General features: G+C 38.9%; 18 protein-coding genes and 2 pseudogenes. 2 read left to right on the plus strand and 18 right to left on the minus strand.

Going from position 1 to position 14,199, the window contains the following annotated elements; all coding sequences use genetic code 11:
* Positions 1–60: 60 nt before the first annotated feature.
* From I872_RS04885 to I872_RS11265, 4 genes and pseudogenes are all read right to left on the minus strand, one after another.
* Positions 61–585: a hypothetical protein gene (locus I872_RS04885; RefSeq protein WP_015605033.1), complete on the minus strand. Its 525-nt coding sequence runs from the start codon at positions 583–585 to the stop codon at positions 61–63.
* A 74-nt stretch (positions 586–659) separates the two neighbouring features.
* Positions 660–1,874 (minus strand): tRNA uracil 4-sulfurtransferase ThiI, encoded by a 1,215-nt coding sequence (gene thiI / locus I872_RS04890; RefSeq protein ID WP_015605034.1) that lies wholly within the window; start codon positions 1,872–1,874, stop codon positions 660–662.
* Between the two features lie 8 nt (positions 1,875–1,882).
* Positions 1,883–3,019, minus strand: a complete 1,137-nt coding sequence (locus I872_RS04895) for a cysteine desulfurase family protein (protein WP_015605035.1) — start codon at positions 3,017–3,019, stop codon at positions 1,883–1,885.
* A gap of 120 nt (positions 3,020–3,139) precedes the next feature.
* Positions 3,140–3,265: pseudogene (locus I872_RS11265) on the minus strand (phosphoenolpyruvate synthase regulatory protein); the annotation flags it as partial.
* Between I872_RS11265 and I872_RS04900 the strand changes: the two are divergent.
* A pseudogene (locus I872_RS04900) lies at positions 3,248–3,610 on the plus strand (putative PEP-binding protein); the annotation flags it as partial. The pseudogenes I872_RS11265 and I872_RS04900 overlap by 18 nt on opposite strands.
* 171 nt (positions 3,611–3,781) lie before the next feature.
* On the plus strand, positions 3,782–4,201 hold the full coding sequence (locus tag I872_RS04905) for a DUF6556 family protein (RefSeq protein WP_015605037.1): 420 nt from the start codon (positions 3,782–3,784) through the stop codon (positions 4,199–4,201).
* A 156-nt stretch (positions 4,202–4,357) separates the two neighbouring features.
* Here I872_RS04905 and I872_RS04910 read toward each other — a convergent pair whose 3' ends face one another.
* From I872_RS04910 to I872_RS04970, 14 genes are all read right to left on the minus strand, one after another.
* On the minus strand, positions 4,358–4,846 hold the full coding sequence (locus I872_RS04910) for a prolyl-tRNA synthetase associated domain-containing protein (RefSeq protein ID WP_015605038.1): 489 nt from the start codon (positions 4,844–4,846) through the stop codon (positions 4,358–4,360).
* A 12-nt stretch (positions 4,847–4,858) separates the two neighbouring features.
* Positions 4,859–5,443, minus strand: a complete 585-nt coding sequence (locus I872_RS04915) for a uracil-DNA glycosylase family protein (protein ID WP_015605039.1) — start codon at positions 5,441–5,443, stop codon at positions 4,859–4,861.
* Between the two features lie 55 nt (positions 5,444–5,498).
* Positions 5,499–6,899, minus strand: a complete 1,401-nt coding sequence (pepV, locus tag I872_RS04920; RefSeq protein ID WP_015605040.1) for a dipeptidase PepV — start codon at positions 6,897–6,899, stop codon at positions 5,499–5,501.
* A gap of 71 nt (positions 6,900–6,970) precedes the next feature.
* On the minus strand, positions 6,971–7,576 hold the full coding sequence (locus I872_RS04925; RefSeq protein WP_015605041.1) for a nitroreductase family protein: 606 nt from the start codon (positions 7,574–7,576) through the stop codon (positions 6,971–6,973).
* Positions 7,577–7,796: 220 nt separating this feature from the next.
* On the minus strand, positions 7,797–9,392 hold the full coding sequence (locus tag I872_RS04930; protein WP_015605042.1) for a hypothetical protein: 1,596 nt from the start codon (positions 9,390–9,392) through the stop codon (positions 7,797–7,799).
* A gap of 117 nt (positions 9,393–9,509) precedes the next feature.
* Positions 9,510–9,959, minus strand: a complete 450-nt coding sequence (locus tag I872_RS04935; protein ID WP_015605043.1) for a hypothetical protein — start codon at positions 9,957–9,959, stop codon at positions 9,510–9,512.
* A gap of 136 nt (positions 9,960–10,095) precedes the next feature.
* Positions 10,096–10,566: a hypothetical protein gene (locus I872_RS04940; RefSeq protein ID WP_015605044.1), complete on the minus strand. Its 471-nt coding sequence runs from the start codon at positions 10,564–10,566 to the stop codon at positions 10,096–10,098.
* A gap of 40 nt (positions 10,567–10,606) precedes the next feature.
* Positions 10,607–11,167 carry a PoNe immunity protein domain-containing protein gene (locus I872_RS04945; protein ID WP_015605045.1) on the minus strand — a complete coding sequence of 187 codons (561 nt, stop codon included), beginning with the start codon at positions 11,165–11,167 and terminating at the stop codon, positions 10,607–10,609.
* A 297-nt stretch (positions 11,168–11,464) separates the two neighbouring features.
* Positions 11,465–11,845 (minus strand): immunity protein YezG family protein, encoded by a 381-nt coding sequence (locus I872_RS04950; RefSeq protein WP_015605046.1) that lies wholly within the window; start codon positions 11,843–11,845, stop codon positions 11,465–11,467.
* Positions 11,846–12,101: 256 nt separating this feature from the next.
* Positions 12,102–12,434 carry a DUF7957 family protein gene (locus I872_RS04955; RefSeq protein ID WP_015605047.1) on the minus strand — a complete coding sequence of 111 codons (333 nt, stop codon included), beginning with the start codon at positions 12,432–12,434 and terminating at the stop codon, positions 12,102–12,104.
* A 115-nt stretch (positions 12,435–12,549) separates the two neighbouring features.
* On the minus strand, positions 12,550–12,960 hold the full coding sequence (locus I872_RS04960) for an SMI1/KNR4 family protein (RefSeq protein ID WP_015605048.1): 411 nt from the start codon (positions 12,958–12,960) through the stop codon (positions 12,550–12,552).
* A 186-nt stretch (positions 12,961–13,146) separates the two neighbouring features.
* A complete protein-coding gene (locus tag I872_RS04965; protein ID WP_015605049.1) occupies positions 13,147–13,626 on the minus strand; it encodes a DUF6985 domain-containing protein in 480 nt (159 codons plus the stop codon).
* Between the two features lie 116 nt (positions 13,627–13,742).
* Positions 13,743–13,883 carry a hypothetical protein gene (locus tag I872_RS12490; protein ID WP_015605050.1) on the minus strand — a complete coding sequence of 47 codons (141 nt, stop codon included), beginning with the start codon at positions 13,881–13,883 and terminating at the stop codon, positions 13,743–13,745.
* 12 nt (positions 13,884–13,895) lie between these two features.
* A complete protein-coding gene (locus I872_RS04970; RefSeq protein WP_015605051.1) occupies positions 13,896–14,186 on the minus strand; it encodes a hypothetical protein in 291 nt (96 codons plus the stop codon).
* Between the last annotated feature and the right edge of the window lie 13 nt (positions 14,187–14,199).

A 14,199-nucleotide genomic window follows, 5' to 3' on the forward strand; every position in this document is an offset into this window, starting at 1 on the left:
ACAATCTGCCCTTCTTGATTGACATGAACATCAATAGCTATCGGAGGCTTCAAATGTTTTTTAGTCTGATCTGGCAAGACTTTTATTACTATCTGAAACATTGACTTCTCGCTCTCTCCCATCAACCGTAATAGTGAAGGTAATACGAGAATAGGTAGACTTGCTTCCTCCGGTCTCGGTATCAACACCAGTCACTAAAGCCGTTTTTAGCTCGGTTGTCTGATTAGTAAAGTAATGATAGCGCCAGATACCATTGGTCATTCGATAGCCCGCATAGAAGGGAATTGCAATGAAAATAATAGGTAGGCCAAACACAAGACTTAAAATACTTTTGACACGTCCATTCGTAGATATATTATAATTCCAAGAGTTTCTGAAAGCTCCCTTCCAAGAACCGGCTCGAACTTTATTTTTATAAAATTCAAATAGGATTAACCCCAAAAATCCTATGATAACCAAAAAGTGAATACCAAGTCCTAATAAATAAGTCCAACTGGGCATTCCAAACAGCAAAGCATTATCTTGTCCATCTTTCCAAGACAATGCTCCCATGAGTCCACTCAAAAAGGAATCCCATTCGTTCATAAATATCCCCTTTTATCTACATCATCAATAGATAGTTTTCCAGATTCATTCGGTAGAAAGCTACTTCTAAGCTCCTATAACAACCCCTCAATCAGCTCGTCAACTTCATCAGTCTCTGCCTGTGGTCTGATTTCAGTGATCATGATGCCTGCAACAGCGCGTTCTACCAATCTTTCAACATCTAAGCGAGCTTCATACTGCTCAGCATTCTTGATTTTTGGATTGGTTTTAGGCCGATCTGGCGCAAAAATAGTACAGCAGTCTTCAAATGGCTGGATAGAGATTTGGAAAGTATCAATTTTTTCTGCAATCTCAATGATTTCCAGCTTATCCATAGTCACAACAGGACGGATAACCGGTGTATTGGTCACGGCGTTAATAGCCTGCATACTCTCGATGGTTTGACTTGCCACTTGACCAAGACTTTCTCCATTGATGATGACTTGCCCGCCCCGTTCCTCTCGAATCCGATCCGTAATACGCATCATAAAGCGACGAGTCAGTGTCATCAGGTAAGCTTCTGGAGCCTTAGCTTTAATCTCCTCCTGAATCTCCGTAAAAGGAACTTCGATAAACTGGATATTGCCACCAAACTTGGTCAGTTTTCGCGTCAAATCTTGAGCTTTTTTCAACGCGCCTGGACTGGTGTAAGGCGGACTAGCAAAGTGAACCGCCTCGATATCCACACCGCGCTTGAGAGCCAGATAGCCAGCCACCGGTGAGTCAATCCCACCAGACAGCATAAGCATGCCTTTTCCTGAAGTGCCAACTGGCAGTCCCCCAGCACCACGAATGGTCTCATAAGAGATATAAGCCGCTTCTTCACGAATTTCGACACGTAGGTCAATATCTGGCGCTTTCATCTTGACCTGAACATTTGGAATGGCCTCAAAAACAGCATCCCCCAATGTCTGATTGAGCTCGCGGCTATCCAATTCAAAGCTGTGATCACTGCGTTTGCTGGAAATCTTAAAGGTCATACCTTCTTGATAAACTTCCTTCATGATGGTTTGGACAGCTTCGATTAGAGCTGGTACAGACTTTTCGATTTTATAAGACGGCGAGAAATTCTGAATCCCAAAAATCTGCTTGAGCGACTCAGCAACAGGCTGATAGTCTGTTCCATGCAGATAGACATGGGTCCGGTCACGGTCAGCCTTGACATGGACCTGCGGATAGACTGACAAGACAGCTTGGATATTGCGTTTGAGTTTGTTGATAAAGCGCATGCGGTTCTTGCCCTTAGTAGACAGCTCACCGTAGCGCACCATAATTTCTGAATATTGCATTGTTTACCTTACTTTTCTGGTTTTTCGTAAATGATTTTAAAGGTCGTTAAAAATTGCTCTATCTGGCTCATATCATTATCAGCATCCAAACTGATACGGACAGCGGTCTGAGCGAGAAACTTTTCGACGCCCATAGCAATCAGGGTCCCTGCTGGCTTACCAGCCTTGGAAGAGCAAGCGCTGGTCGTCGAGATATAAATCTCATAGTCTTCAAAGGCATGGACGACAACTTCACCTCGTACTCCCTTGATACCAAAGGTCAGGATATGAGGCGCAAAATCTTCCATGTCTGAGAAAATCACCACATCTGGATACTTCTGTAGCTCTTCAAGAATAATCGCCTTCATCTGAGCCGTCCGCTGGGCAAATACTTCTTGCTTTTCCATGGACAAACGCAGAGCCTTGGCCGTGGCTGCGATGCCGGCGAGATTTTCCGTTGTGGAGCGCTTATCCGACTCCTGACCACCACCAGTCAAAAGCGGACTAATTTTCTTGCCAGACTTGATATAGACAAATCCTACGCCCCGAAGGCCGTGAAATTTGTGACTGGAGAAGGTTGCAAAATCCACGCGATCCGTCAGATAAGCGGCTGTCGGAATCTTCGTAACAGCCTGCACAGCATCCACATGAAAGGAAATAGTCGGCTTGTCTGCTAGCAGTTCTGATATTTTCTGGATAGGCTGAATACTGCCGATTTCGTTGTTGACAGCCATGATAGAGACCAGAGTGGTGTCTGGTCGAATCAGCTCTGCCAGCTTATCTACATCAACAAAACCTGCCTTATCAACTGGAGCAAAATCGACTTCAAATCCCTGATTCTGCAACCAGAGAGCTGATTCTTTAACCGCAGGATGCTCAATGTTGGATACGATAATGTGTTTACCAAAGGGAATCTTTTCAAAAGCTACTCCCTTAAGCACCCAGTTGTCCCCTTCAGTCCCGCCAGACGTAAAAAAAATCTCCGACGAAGACTTGCCTAAAAGCTCTGCTATTTGCCGACGAGAAGCTTCTAAGAGACGGGTCGCCTGACTGCCCAAACTATGCAGACTGGAAGGATTTCCCCAGATTTTAGAAGCCACTTCTGTGTAGGTAGCCAGCGCCTCTGGATAGGGATTGGTCGTCGCTGAATTATCTAAATAAATCATCTTTTTCCTCTGTTTTTATCAGTAAAAATCAATACTCCTATTGTAACACGAAACGAGGATAGGAACAAGAAAAGGGCGCAGTTCCTACCTGATAAATTTAGGAACCGGCCCTGAAGACGATTACTTCGCCTCACCAATCATATCTAACTTTTTTAAATAATCTTCAATCAGGAAAGCTGTCTCTTCAATGGATTCATCTGTAATATTTATGACCTCCGTCTGATATTTTCTAAAGACTTCTTCAGCTTTGGAACCAATGACTTGACCCAGATGACTTTTGGCTTTTCAAGGGATGATATCGGAAAATTCCTCAATGATTATAAAGAGAAAAAGTTGCTCACTCAGGATCCTTTCCAAAGCCTTGATCAAGAAGGTGTCGGCCAATTGATGAAATTGGCCATTGAAAAAGCTCGCCAAATAGAGCCAAACCTGTCCATCGGAGTTTGTGGTGAAGTTGGCGGTGATCCGGCTTCCATTCCTTTCTTACAAGAAATCGGTGTCACTTATGTCTCCTGCTCTCCTTATCGAGTCCCAGCTGCTCGGCTTGCCGTGGCTCAAGCTGCCCTTAACTCTGAAAGGACACCAAAATAGCTCTAACATTTTGATAAAACTAACAGCTCTAAGAGGCTTATCTCTCCGCCTTTTAGAGCTGTTGTTATTTATCTTTTGTGTACGTTTTCATTTAAAAAATTCAGATTTTTGGAAGACTTTTCTAAATAAAAGACGTATAATAAATTAAGAACGAAAAGGAGCGACTTTTACATGGAAAACTATTCTCGCAGAGAAAAAAATAACAGCACTTCAAATCGAAAACCGACAAGTCAGCATATTAAAACGGGCTTTTCCGCCCTACAAAAGACTATTGCTACAATTGCCAGTCTTCTTTCAATCGTCATTGCTTGCTTTACCATCATGAACCTTATGAACAACAATGACTCAAAATCAAAAACTGATACAGGTAGCTCGACAACGACTACTACCATTATCAAGGAAGTAGAAAAGGAATCGACATCTGTTAGCTCGACTCCAACAGAAACCTCTGCTGCTACTGAGACCGAAACACCATCAAGCTCCTCAAGCGCAGAAACGAATACGAGCCATACAACTACTTCCACTGACAGCAGTTCGACAAGTCAGGACCAACATACAACAACAGAGTCCAGCACTCAAGCATCCAACTAAAAACTCTATTCAATCTATCCAAGAAAGCCTGAATATCACTCAGGCTTTTTTCTATTTCTCTTCTTCTCTTGCTCTTTGAGAAGAATGATAATTTTCCTAACGTTTTTGTGTCAAGAAAAATACTGCAAGGCAAGAAGCCCCACAGCATTTTCAAAATTATAGTTCCAAAATTTGATAATCATAACCCAGATGAGTCAAGAACTTGAAGAGATCTTGGGTCGCAAGGAAAATCGTCTTTTCATTAGTATTGGGATGGAAAGCCATGATATCTTCTGATACAATGTCCTTATCAAAATAAACTAGAATGTCTTTTTCTTCATTATTTAACAAACCAAAAGGTGATACCGTTCCTGCTGGTAGGGTCATTTTCTCAGCCAAGGAGTCCAATGAGGCCATTCGAATCCGATCGGCTCCCACTTGAACTTTAAAGTCATCCATATCCAATCGTTTCTTGTCATCCATTATGAGCAGATAGTACTGAGTTTTCTTTTTATTGGTCAAAAACATGGACTTAGTCCGGACTCCTTCCATTCCTTCAATATAGCTATCTGCCTGCTCTGTCGTAAATACAGGTGGGTGCTCCACCACATCAAAGGTAATTCCCAACTCTTGCAACTTATTAGCCACTTGTTGATAAGCATCCATAGTTTTCCTCCTTTATTGATGAATAATCTTTTGTACCAATGCTTTCAAATCTGGCACCACTTCTGACTCAAACCAAGGATTCTTAGCCATCCAGATTTGATTACGGGGCGATGGGTGTACCAAGGGAAAAAAGTCTGGCAGGTAGTCTTGATAATGCTGAACCGTCTCGGTCAGTTTGACATTTCCTTTTTGCTGCAGATAATATTTCTGCGCATACTGGCCAATCAAAATAGTCAGCTCAATATCTGGTAGGAGCTCTAAAATCGGCTGATGCCATTTGTCTGCAAAGCCCTTACGAGGTGGTAAGTCCCCAGACTTACCATGCCCAGGGAAATAAAAATCCATGGGCAAAACCGCAAAATATCCAGACTGATAGAAAGTTTCCTCATCAACACCCAACCATTCTCTCAGCCGGTCACCACTCTTGTCCTTCCAGTAAAGCCCTGCCTGCTGGGTTTTCAGCCCCGGCGCTTGACCGACAATGTTAATCCGAGCATTCTCAGGCGCAGCAAAGAGTGGCTTAATGCCCTGCTCTGTGAAAGTTTGATTCTGTGGGTCAGCTATAATGGCCTTGGTAATATCTTCTATTGTCCGCATCATATTTCCTTCCTTGAAAAGAAACTCACCTGGCATAGCCAAATGAGTTCTTATCTTATTTGATCAATTCGTAGATAGCTTCAGCATAAATTGCAGCCGCGCGAAAGAGATCTTCCACATCGATAAATTCATTGGCTTGGTGCATAGTGTCGATATAGTCTGGGAACATCGCGCCGTAAGCGACACCACGTTTTAAGAGGCGTCCAAAGGTACCACCACCGATAACTTGCTCATGACCTTTCAGTCCAGTTTGTTTTTCATAAACAGCCAGCAAGGTCTGCACCAACGGATCTTCCATCGGTACATAGTGAGGAGTGTGTCCATGCTCAGACAAGGTCACTTTGGTCACTGGCAGCTGCTCTAAAACATTTTGAATGGCTTCTGGACTAGTTCCCTTAGGATAGCGAATATTGAGGGCAATTGTGTTGTCAGCCTTATTTTCGTCAAAGCGGAAAACGCCAGCATTCATTGATAGAGATCCCATCTTCTCATCCACATGAGCAATCTTTAAGTTCTTACCTTCATGGTCATTTAGGAGAATATTTCCAGCCACATCTAGGTAATCCTTAGCTAGGCCAGCAAAGTCAAACTGCGTCAGGAATTTGGCCAAATAGGTTGCACCATTGACACCAGACTGAGGAGAAGCACCGTGCGCAGACTTACCGATAATGGTTACAGTGACTTGGCCACCGGCTAGTTCTTCATAAGTAAAGTCTAGCCCATTTTCCTTAGCAAATTGCTCCAATGTATCAACTAGATTTGGCAAGTGACCTGATACGATGGCTGTCCCAGACTCAGGTACCATGTTCTCCCGCAGCCCACCAGTAAAGCTATGCAGGCGTGCTGCGCCAGCATTTTCACCAGCAAAATGCAGGTACTCTGTGATATTTCCTTTTTCACCATTGATAATCGGGAACTCAGCGTCTGGTGAGAAGCCAAAATCAGGCTCAGGCAGGCCTACATGAGCAAAGTAATACTCCATGTCTTTCCAGCCAGACTCTTCATCTGTCCCCACCACAAAGCGCACGCGCTTAGAAACCGGCAAGCCCAAGTCTTTGATGATTTTCAAGCCGTAGTAACATGCCATAGTTGGTCCCTTGTCATCACTAGAACCACGGGCATAGAGACGGCCTTCCTTAATCGTCGGTGTATAAGGGTCTGTATCCCAACCACTTCCAGCAGGTACCACATCCATATGGGCAAAGATACCCAGCTCTTCTTCTCCTTCACCAAAAGTAAAGTGACCAGCATAATTGTCCACATTTTGAGTTGGATAACCATCGCGTTCAGCAATTTCCAAGAACTTATGCAAGGCCTTTACAGGACCAGGTCCAAAAGGATGCTCCTTGTCTGCCTTTGAGTCATCCCGCTCTGAATTAATTTCTAAAAGGCTGAACAAGTCTGCCAACAGAGCTTCTCTACGTTTTTCAACTTCTGCTTTAAAATCGATTGTCATTTTCTCACCTCTATAAAACACTTCGATTTAAAATATCTAAATTAAATCGCGATTTCTGTTTTTTTACTTTATTAACGCTTTTCGATAATCTCGTCAACTGGTAATCGATAGCTAGGCTCTAGCTTGTCGTCTGTATAACCAACAGTAATCAAGAGTTCCGGGCGGAAGCGCTCATCAATTTCCAAAACTTCGTTGACTTTTGATTTATCAAATCCTAGGATGATATTTGAGCCAATCCCTTGGTCAGTCAAGGCCAAAACAAGGTTCATAGCTACCAAGCCAGCGTTAAGGGCCAAGTAATCACTCTTTTGCTGGTCATTATAGCGAGCAAACTCAGCTGGCAAATTCTGCATGTAAAATTGAAGCTGTTCATCAGAAAAATTTCTTACTCCAGCGACACGCGCGATTTTTCTTGCCCGCTTAGCCAAATCCGTATCTGTAAAGAGGGCAATTGTCACCGGAGCTTCCTTGATTTGATCTTGGTTAGAGCCAAAAGCAATGCCCGCTAGGGCTTCATTTCGCTCACGCACTACTACAAACTTCCAAGGCTGACTATTATGAGCACTTGGTGCCAAGGTCGCAATCTCAATAGCTGTACGGACATCTTTAGGATCTACCGGTTTGTCATTGAAATGCTTAGTCGCATGACGCTTTTTGTTTAATTCTAGAAATTTCATAATTGATTTCCTTTTCTAATTTCTGTTACTCTTATTTTACCACAAATTGAAAGAGCTTGCAGAGGTTTTTCACGAAGGATTTTTTCATTCTCTATCGAATAAAGCTGTCTGCCCTTGCCACTTGATAAGATTATCCCTTTGTAGAAGTTTCACTTTCTCCATTCTGACTACTTGAATCTCATAAGCTCTTTTTCAAATCACTACATCCTGAGTTTCTTTCTTAGTCAAAACTTCTATATAGTTCTTGATTTAACTTAGGGATTTCAACTTTTGATTCAGGTTTGCGCACAGAATAATCAATAGCTCCAAGCAGTAGAACCAGCAACAAGACTAATATTGTCCACAAAGTCTCTTTTTTTGGAAGAGGCACTCCTTTGGTCGGGAAACCTTTCCAACGAGGATACTGCTGCAAAAATTCATTTATCTTCATCCCATTGGGGTAGAGTGTCAAAAAACCATACATGGTAAGAAAGAAAAACGAAAAACTATGCATAGATACCCAACTAAACCGAATCCTCATTTTGAAGGCTTTATAGCCTGACCTAGCCATATAAATCTCTAAGCCAAAAGCTATAATCATCAAGATAAAGAACATGAAAACCTGCAGTTTCCAGAGCTTTCTCAATCCTAAGTAAGCCCGTTTATCTGCCTGCTCTTTCGCACTGTCTTTAGTTTCTCTCTCTTGAGTCTGAATTTTGGGTGTAGGTTCAGTTACTTCTTGACTTGCTTGAATCTCCTGAACCACCTCATTTTCAATCTGCGGCTTATGTTTTAGACCATACCCCACCACTTCTTTTAAGACTAACTTCAGATTTGTTTCGGTTAGTTTGTAGGGATACCCGCGTAACGTCCATTTCTCTCTTAGTTCTGGATGATCTGGAAGAGACACCATTACGTAAAAGTGCTGCCCAATCAACGTAATCGTGAAAGAAACCCGATAAAATCTAGATCTTACAAAGAAATAGGCCCTATAAAGGTAGTCACCATCCATTTCCTTCGTCGTTTTGTCAAATTCAATCTTACCTAAAAACAGCTCTTCTATAATTTTCTGTATTTCTAAAACCTTTGTATCAACCGTATCCAGACTAAGGGGAGCCTTTAAAATAAGCTCTAAATCAGACATAGAATCCATAGAAAAACTTATGCTAGATTTGTCTTTTTCTAAATGTTCTTCTAAATAAGTCTTACACTTGCTCAGAAAAGAGGATAAATTAGAGGAATTTAACTGGACTGGACAATCAAGCAACGATTCTTGACTTCCTACACTAAAATCTAAGGGGACAATATCTCTTACAATGAAATCTTGTTCTAGTAGCTCAAGAGTAAAAGAAGCTTTGTAGCTAGGTAGGATGCTTGTAATAATGACTCGATAATTTTCGCCCTTTTCGACAGGTTTTTCCCACTTATCCGTTTTCGTTTTCCCATCAAAAATATTCTCAATCATCGCTTCAATAGCTCGTATTTTCAGATAATTATTTTCGGGAGTAAGAGGTTCAAGAAAAATCTGCTCTGGCTTATCTAGGTAGTTTTTTATTCTTCCCAGTCCTTCCGCCAATGTTTCTGGCCGATACTTGTATTGTATCCCGTATGTAGGCTTTTCGCCCCACTTCAAGTGTAAATCGCTGCCGTCTACTAAAATATCCAATTTTTCTTTATAATCTTCTAGATTGATTTTAAATAGAAAAGTCGGGCAGTATGAACTCAAGACAATATCAGAAATGCCTTCTATTTCAAAAGCAGATCCAAATTTTTTCTGGAGTTCTGCACGGATATCCTTCTCCAAATGTTCTTTATGCTTGTCAAAATTCAGCCCCATCTGTCTTCAACTTTCTTTTTGTTTTACTTTTCAAAAACAGCCCCACCACACGCTTAGTCGCATGGAAAGCATTTTGCCTCTGATTTTCTATCATTCAACTAGAGATTGTCGCAAGCATTAAGCTTGAGTACTGTTCTTCACTTCCTCAAACCATTTTTCAAACTCTAGACGTGGAAGCAATTCTTCATCCTTATCATAACGCCCTTCATAGCTATAGCGACTGTCAAGGCTGTTTTTCTGAGCGTCATAAATCAGCCACATTTCAGTTGGGTGTTCGAGGTCATATTCTTGGCAAATATCAAGCATTGTCTGTATATCTTCAGCTCCATATCTCAATACAGCGAATGCCATATTGTCAGAATCATCTACTTTTTTTGTTGCAACTTCATTAACTTTATCCATTTCTATTACAACACCATTAATCTTATAAAATACTTTATATGATTGTAATGCTTCTTCAGAAATGCAATAAATATATACTTTTTCTGCCTGATCTTGTACATATTCCAGAGCTAACGAAATCATGCTAACCTGAACTTCCATAAATTTATCTTCAAATTGTGTCATTGTTACATTCCTATTTTATAAAATCTTTAATTCAATAAAACTGCTTAAATTTCCAATCACTGAGAATCAATTAGCTTCTAAGTCACTTCCAGTCAATAGTGCTATAAGCTAACAAGGTTTTCTTTTATATTTCTCCTTATAAAACCTTATAGTGCCCCTTGGTATAACCACAAGGAATGTAGCCCGCTTGATATAAAGCATACAAATCATCGAAAAATGTTGACTCAGCTTGAGGAACCACGTTTTTAATGGTCAAGTAGATAGCCAAGCCAATGAAATCAAATTCAATCTGATCTTTCATAGATGCTACAAGTTGACCTTCCGCAATCAGGTTGTCTAAACTTTCTTTAATTTGAGGAATGATTTCCTCTTTTACACTATCTACTAGTTCATTCCAGTGCTTATAAATGTCACCATGATTTTTAAAAAGATAAACAGTAAAATCACCACGTTTATCTAAGACAAAATTCTCCCATTTTAAACTATTAATATTCTTTTCAGCTTCCTTTACAGTCTTTAACTGAGTAATCGGTATGTTTGTTTCTCTTTCTTCCTTCAAAAAGTCTATATTTATTAATTCATTTATCACATCTGAATGGATCTTCATCTTTATCCCCTTTCGATCAACTTATCTTTCAAATTCAGCATTATTTCCCTTGGACTAGGAGGTCATACGGAAAATACTCCAAATCCTTCAAGCGTTCATCGTAAATTCCTTTGATCTTGCAGGTTGCGGCGGTGTCAAAACTCCAGTAGCCCACATAAGTATCTTTGGTATGATTATTATACCACGGAGCATCTGAGTGGCTATAGTACCAGAAACCTTGCGCCTTGGCTACACTCTCATAAGTGTCCTCAATCATATTTTGATACTCTAAAATTGAATGAAAAGGGACTATCTTATCATGGAATAGATAGACCATGTAGTACTCAATCAAGCCATCTGTATGGTCCATCTGCGCATAGATATCCTTCAAATCATCTAGAAACTCCTCCTTGCGCTCACTATAGAGAACTCCCAAGGCAAAGACATCAACCGCACGATAAAAGGAAACTCCCTCGGAGGCAATGAGCTTCAAATTAGAAAGGATCCCTTGATAATAGGGGAAAATCTCCTCTTTCGAAGCCCCTATAGAATAGGAAAGTTTCACTAGTTCTTCATTGAACAGAACCAAAAATTGGTAATGGACTTCTAGATAATCTTTCATAATATCTTTACTTTTACTTACTTTCCTTTTTTAAGCGTTCTTGTAAACAATTCAAACGTTTTTCAAAATACGCTCGATCTTTATGTTTATCTCTTATCATATACTAACTCCCTTTCTAGGCTTAATCCCCCTGCACCAACAAATCATAGGGAAAATACTCCAAATCCTTCAAACGTTCGTCGTAGATATTTAGCTTTGTTTTTTATATTCTTCCATTTCTTTAAAAAGTTGAAGTAAATCATTATTTTCAGGTTCTTCTCCTAAACATTTATGTTTAAAAAAAAGAACAACCTTTGATTAAAGGTAAAAGGGACTGGCAAACCAATCAGTGTAATCAAACTCAACTTTTAATTGCTTCCGAGATTTTACTATTAAAACCATTGCATACCATTTAGGTTGATTATTATTTTCTAAAACCTCTAAAATATTTCTAGAAATACTCATTAATTGATTAAAGGAGTCCATATATTCGGAAAATGGAATATCATAGCTTACTGGTATATCATGTGAGAAAATATATTTTTCAGGACTTTCTTTCGTATTAAAATAGAAAAAAACTTCTCCATCCCCTTCCTTTAACTCAACATTAAAGTAGAAATCATTCCACGTTACCGGAATCATACGATTTACATTATTTGCTATATCATTAAACAATTGGCTTAATTGATTTTCAAACATTTTTAACCTCTTGGTTTATTCCTTATCTGATTAATTCTTCAGGAGGAATATCATTTAATTTAGCTTTCCATGCATGCTCCATAGAATACCAAACTCCACCACTCCTGCTAATACTACTATTCATAAGAAAAAGATTATTAATATCGAAAGCCACCCATAAATGGAAGCAAACAAGTTCATTGCTTTGATTTTAAATAATGCTTTATTATTTTGATTCATTATTGCGATTCACCTTTCCACGAATAATTTCAGATGGTTATTTGAATGTAGACACATCCACTATTTTTCCTGATCTTATATCAATTTTGCATCTTCTAGCGTAAAAATCCGTCGCATAAAGCCAGCCATCTCTCAAAATCATCTGTTCAAATGGATAAGTCAGCTTATTGTATCCACTGTTAGCAATGGTCCAAACTACAGTTCCTCTACAATCAAGTCTGATAATATTATTTTTCTCCAAACTATCAAAAGGTATTTCTAATAAAACAATACACTCCTCATCTACTTCTATTAGATCTCGTATACCAAACTGAAAAGTTCTAATAATTTCATCATTCACTATTAGTTTGTTGTTGTCATATTCTACCATTGAACTAACCTTTCTATAATCTATTCTGTTTCTTTTCCTATCATGCTTAAAATCTCACTGTTGGTACGTCGATATCTTTTACTAAGAAGGATAGTACATAGAAAGTCTATATTTCTTAAAAAAGACTCTCAATTAGACTAGAAAAACTGGAACAAACAAAGGTCGCTTCTTTAAATTCATCATAGTTCTTTTCATGATTCCAAAAAACGATGCTTTTATCAGCTGAATAATCAAAACATAATAAATTTCCAAAACTATCTTCCGCAAAGGGAATCAGCTGATCTCCTATTCGATTCTGTAAATCTTCTAGAATCTCATATATATTGTTGCAGTCGTTTTCATCTAGGCTGATTAAATTGTTGAAAATTTCTATATTTTCGCCTACCTTAAAATGATTGGGATTAGGATAGCCACCATCATATTTCAAAACGACTTGCTTATAATCATCTGGTAGACTAACCTGCAATCTATGCTCCACACTTTCTATTATATCCTTGGAAATTCCCTTATAATGTAACCACTTCATATTCGTACTTGATTTCCTTTCTCCCAATCCTCTAAACAGCTCTAGCTCCTATTAAACTTTGGATTTTTCTAAAATCTTTAACAAGTCTTCCATAGGAGGGTTGAAGCTGAAAGGCATGTGATAAATGTGACTAAATGCTTGTTATTCAATGAATATAAAAGATAGATAAATTTATGAATGATATACTTATAGAAGTATATCTTGATAGCCAATTTCAGATAAAAGGCCATTGGTAAATTTTATTCCTATACCATTTTCTTTGTCCCAATCACAATCACATAAAAAGCCAAATTCTTCAACACTTTCATCAAAGGTTAGAGGAAACATGATTTGCTTAGGCTGCAACAGAGAATAAATTTGCTGATCATCTCCAATTTTATTTAAAAAATATTGTCTTTCAGCTAAATTTGTAAAACTGGAAACAATATCTGATATTTCACGATTATAGTACGATAAAATAGCAGAATTGACCTCTGTTACAATTTCATCTAAGTGTTCTTGAAAAAATGTATAGGCTTTTTCTTGGTTGATTTCAAATTCTGCATCTTCATCTGCATCAATATTTATCTCTAAAACATGCTGCTTACCGAACATCGTTATAGAAATAGGTCTTGTCCAGCCATTATTAAATTCTATGTTACCGAAAATTTGATGATCCAATTTCATTGTTCTCTTTATTCTCCAAGTTCATTAACTAGTTGACCGAAAAAATCTTTCCTACCTTCTATGCAGTCTTTTTCCCCTGCTTCATCAATTCAATGCAATTTCATTGTCGAAAACAGTTATTGGCCTTGCACTTCCTCAAACCACTTTTCAAACTCTATACTAGGCAGTAGCTCTAAGTCATCATCCTTCTCATAACGGCCTTCATAGCTATAGCGACTTTCAAGCCTGTTTTTCTGAACATCATAGACAAGCCACATTTCAGTTGGATGCTAGCGACCGTATTCTTGGCAAATTTTAATCATATTTTCTACATCCTTGATACCTTCTCTCAGTAAGATTGATTGTAGATCGATATCAACTTGAGAATCATCTGGTAAGAAATTATTTACCAAGTGTTTATGTACAACGTTCCCTTTTATTTCATAAAACAAATTAAAACTATATAAACTATCTGCTATTGCATAAATGTATATTTTATCTGCCTGATCTTGTACATATTCCAGTGCTAACGAAATCATACTAGCCTGAACTTCCATAAATTTATCTTCAAATTGTGTCATTGTCATCATCCTA

It is taken from the genome of Streptococcus cristatus AS 1.3089 (assembly GCF_000385925.1).
GTDB lineage: Bacteria > Bacillota > Bacilli > Lactobacillales > Streptococcaceae > Streptococcus > Streptococcus cristatus_B.

Excerpts from the sequence above, each read along its gene's own strand:
- I872_RS04885 (WP_015605033.1), bottom strand. The coding sequence starts at position 585 with ATGAACGAATGGGATTCCTTTTTGAGTGGACTCATGGGAGCATTGTCT.
- thiI (WP_015605034.1), bottom strand. The coding sequence starts at position 1,874 with ATGCAATATTCAGAAATTATGGTGCGCTACGGTGAGCTGTCTACTAAG.
- I872_RS04895 (WP_015605035.1), bottom strand. The coding sequence starts at position 3,019 with ATGATTTATTTAGATAATTCAGCGACGACCAATCCCTATCCAGAGGCG.
- I872_RS04905 (WP_015605037.1), top strand. The coding sequence starts at position 3,782 with ATGGAAAACTATTCTCGCAGAGAAAAAAATAACAGCACTTCAAATCGA.
- I872_RS04910 (WP_015605038.1), bottom strand. The coding sequence starts at position 4,846 with ATGGATGCTTATCAACAAGTGGCTAATAAGTTGCAAGAGTTGGGAATT.
- I872_RS04915 (WP_015605039.1), bottom strand. The coding sequence starts at position 5,443 with ATGCGGACAATAGAAGATATTACCAAGGCCATTATAGCTGACCCACAG.
- pepV (WP_015605040.1), bottom strand. The coding sequence starts at position 6,899 with ATGACAATCGATTTTAAAGCAGAAGTTGAAAAACGTAGAGAAGCTCTG.
- I872_RS04925 (WP_015605041.1), bottom strand. The coding sequence starts at position 7,576 with ATGAAATTTCTAGAATTAAACAAAAAGCGTCATGCGACTAAGCATTTC.
- I872_RS04930 (WP_015605042.1), bottom strand. The coding sequence starts at position 9,392 with ATGGGGCTGAATTTTGACAAGCATAAAGAACATTTGGAGAAGGATATC.
- I872_RS04935 (WP_015605043.1), bottom strand. The coding sequence starts at position 9,959 with ATGACACAATTTGAAGATAAATTTATGGAAGTTCAGGTTAGCATGATT.
- I872_RS04940 (WP_015605044.1), bottom strand. The coding sequence starts at position 10,566 with ATGAAGATCCATTCAGATGTGATAAATGAATTAATAAATATAGACTTT.
- I872_RS04945 (WP_015605045.1), bottom strand. The coding sequence starts at position 11,167 with ATGAAAGATTATCTAGAAGTCCATTACCAATTTTTGGTTCTGTTCAAT.
- I872_RS04950 (WP_015605046.1), bottom strand. The coding sequence starts at position 11,845 with ATGTTTGAAAATCAATTAAGCCAATTGTTTAATGATATAGCAAATAAT.
- I872_RS04955 (WP_015605047.1), bottom strand. The coding sequence starts at position 12,434 with ATGGTAGAATATGACAACAACAAACTAATAGTGAATGATGAAATTATT.
- I872_RS04960 (WP_015605048.1), bottom strand. The coding sequence starts at position 12,960 with ATGAAGTGGTTACATTATAAGGGAATTTCCAAGGATATAATAGAAAGT.
- I872_RS04965 (WP_015605049.1), bottom strand. The coding sequence starts at position 13,626 with ATGAAATTGGATCATCAAATTTTCGGTAACATAGAATTTAATAATGGC.
- I872_RS12490 (WP_015605050.1), bottom strand. The coding sequence starts at position 13,883 with ATGTGGCTTGTCTATGATGTTCAGAAAAACAGGCTTGAAAGTCGCTAT.
- I872_RS04970 (WP_015605051.1), bottom strand. The coding sequence starts at position 14,186 with ATGACACAATTTGAAGATAAATTTATGGAAGTTCAGGCTAGTATGATT.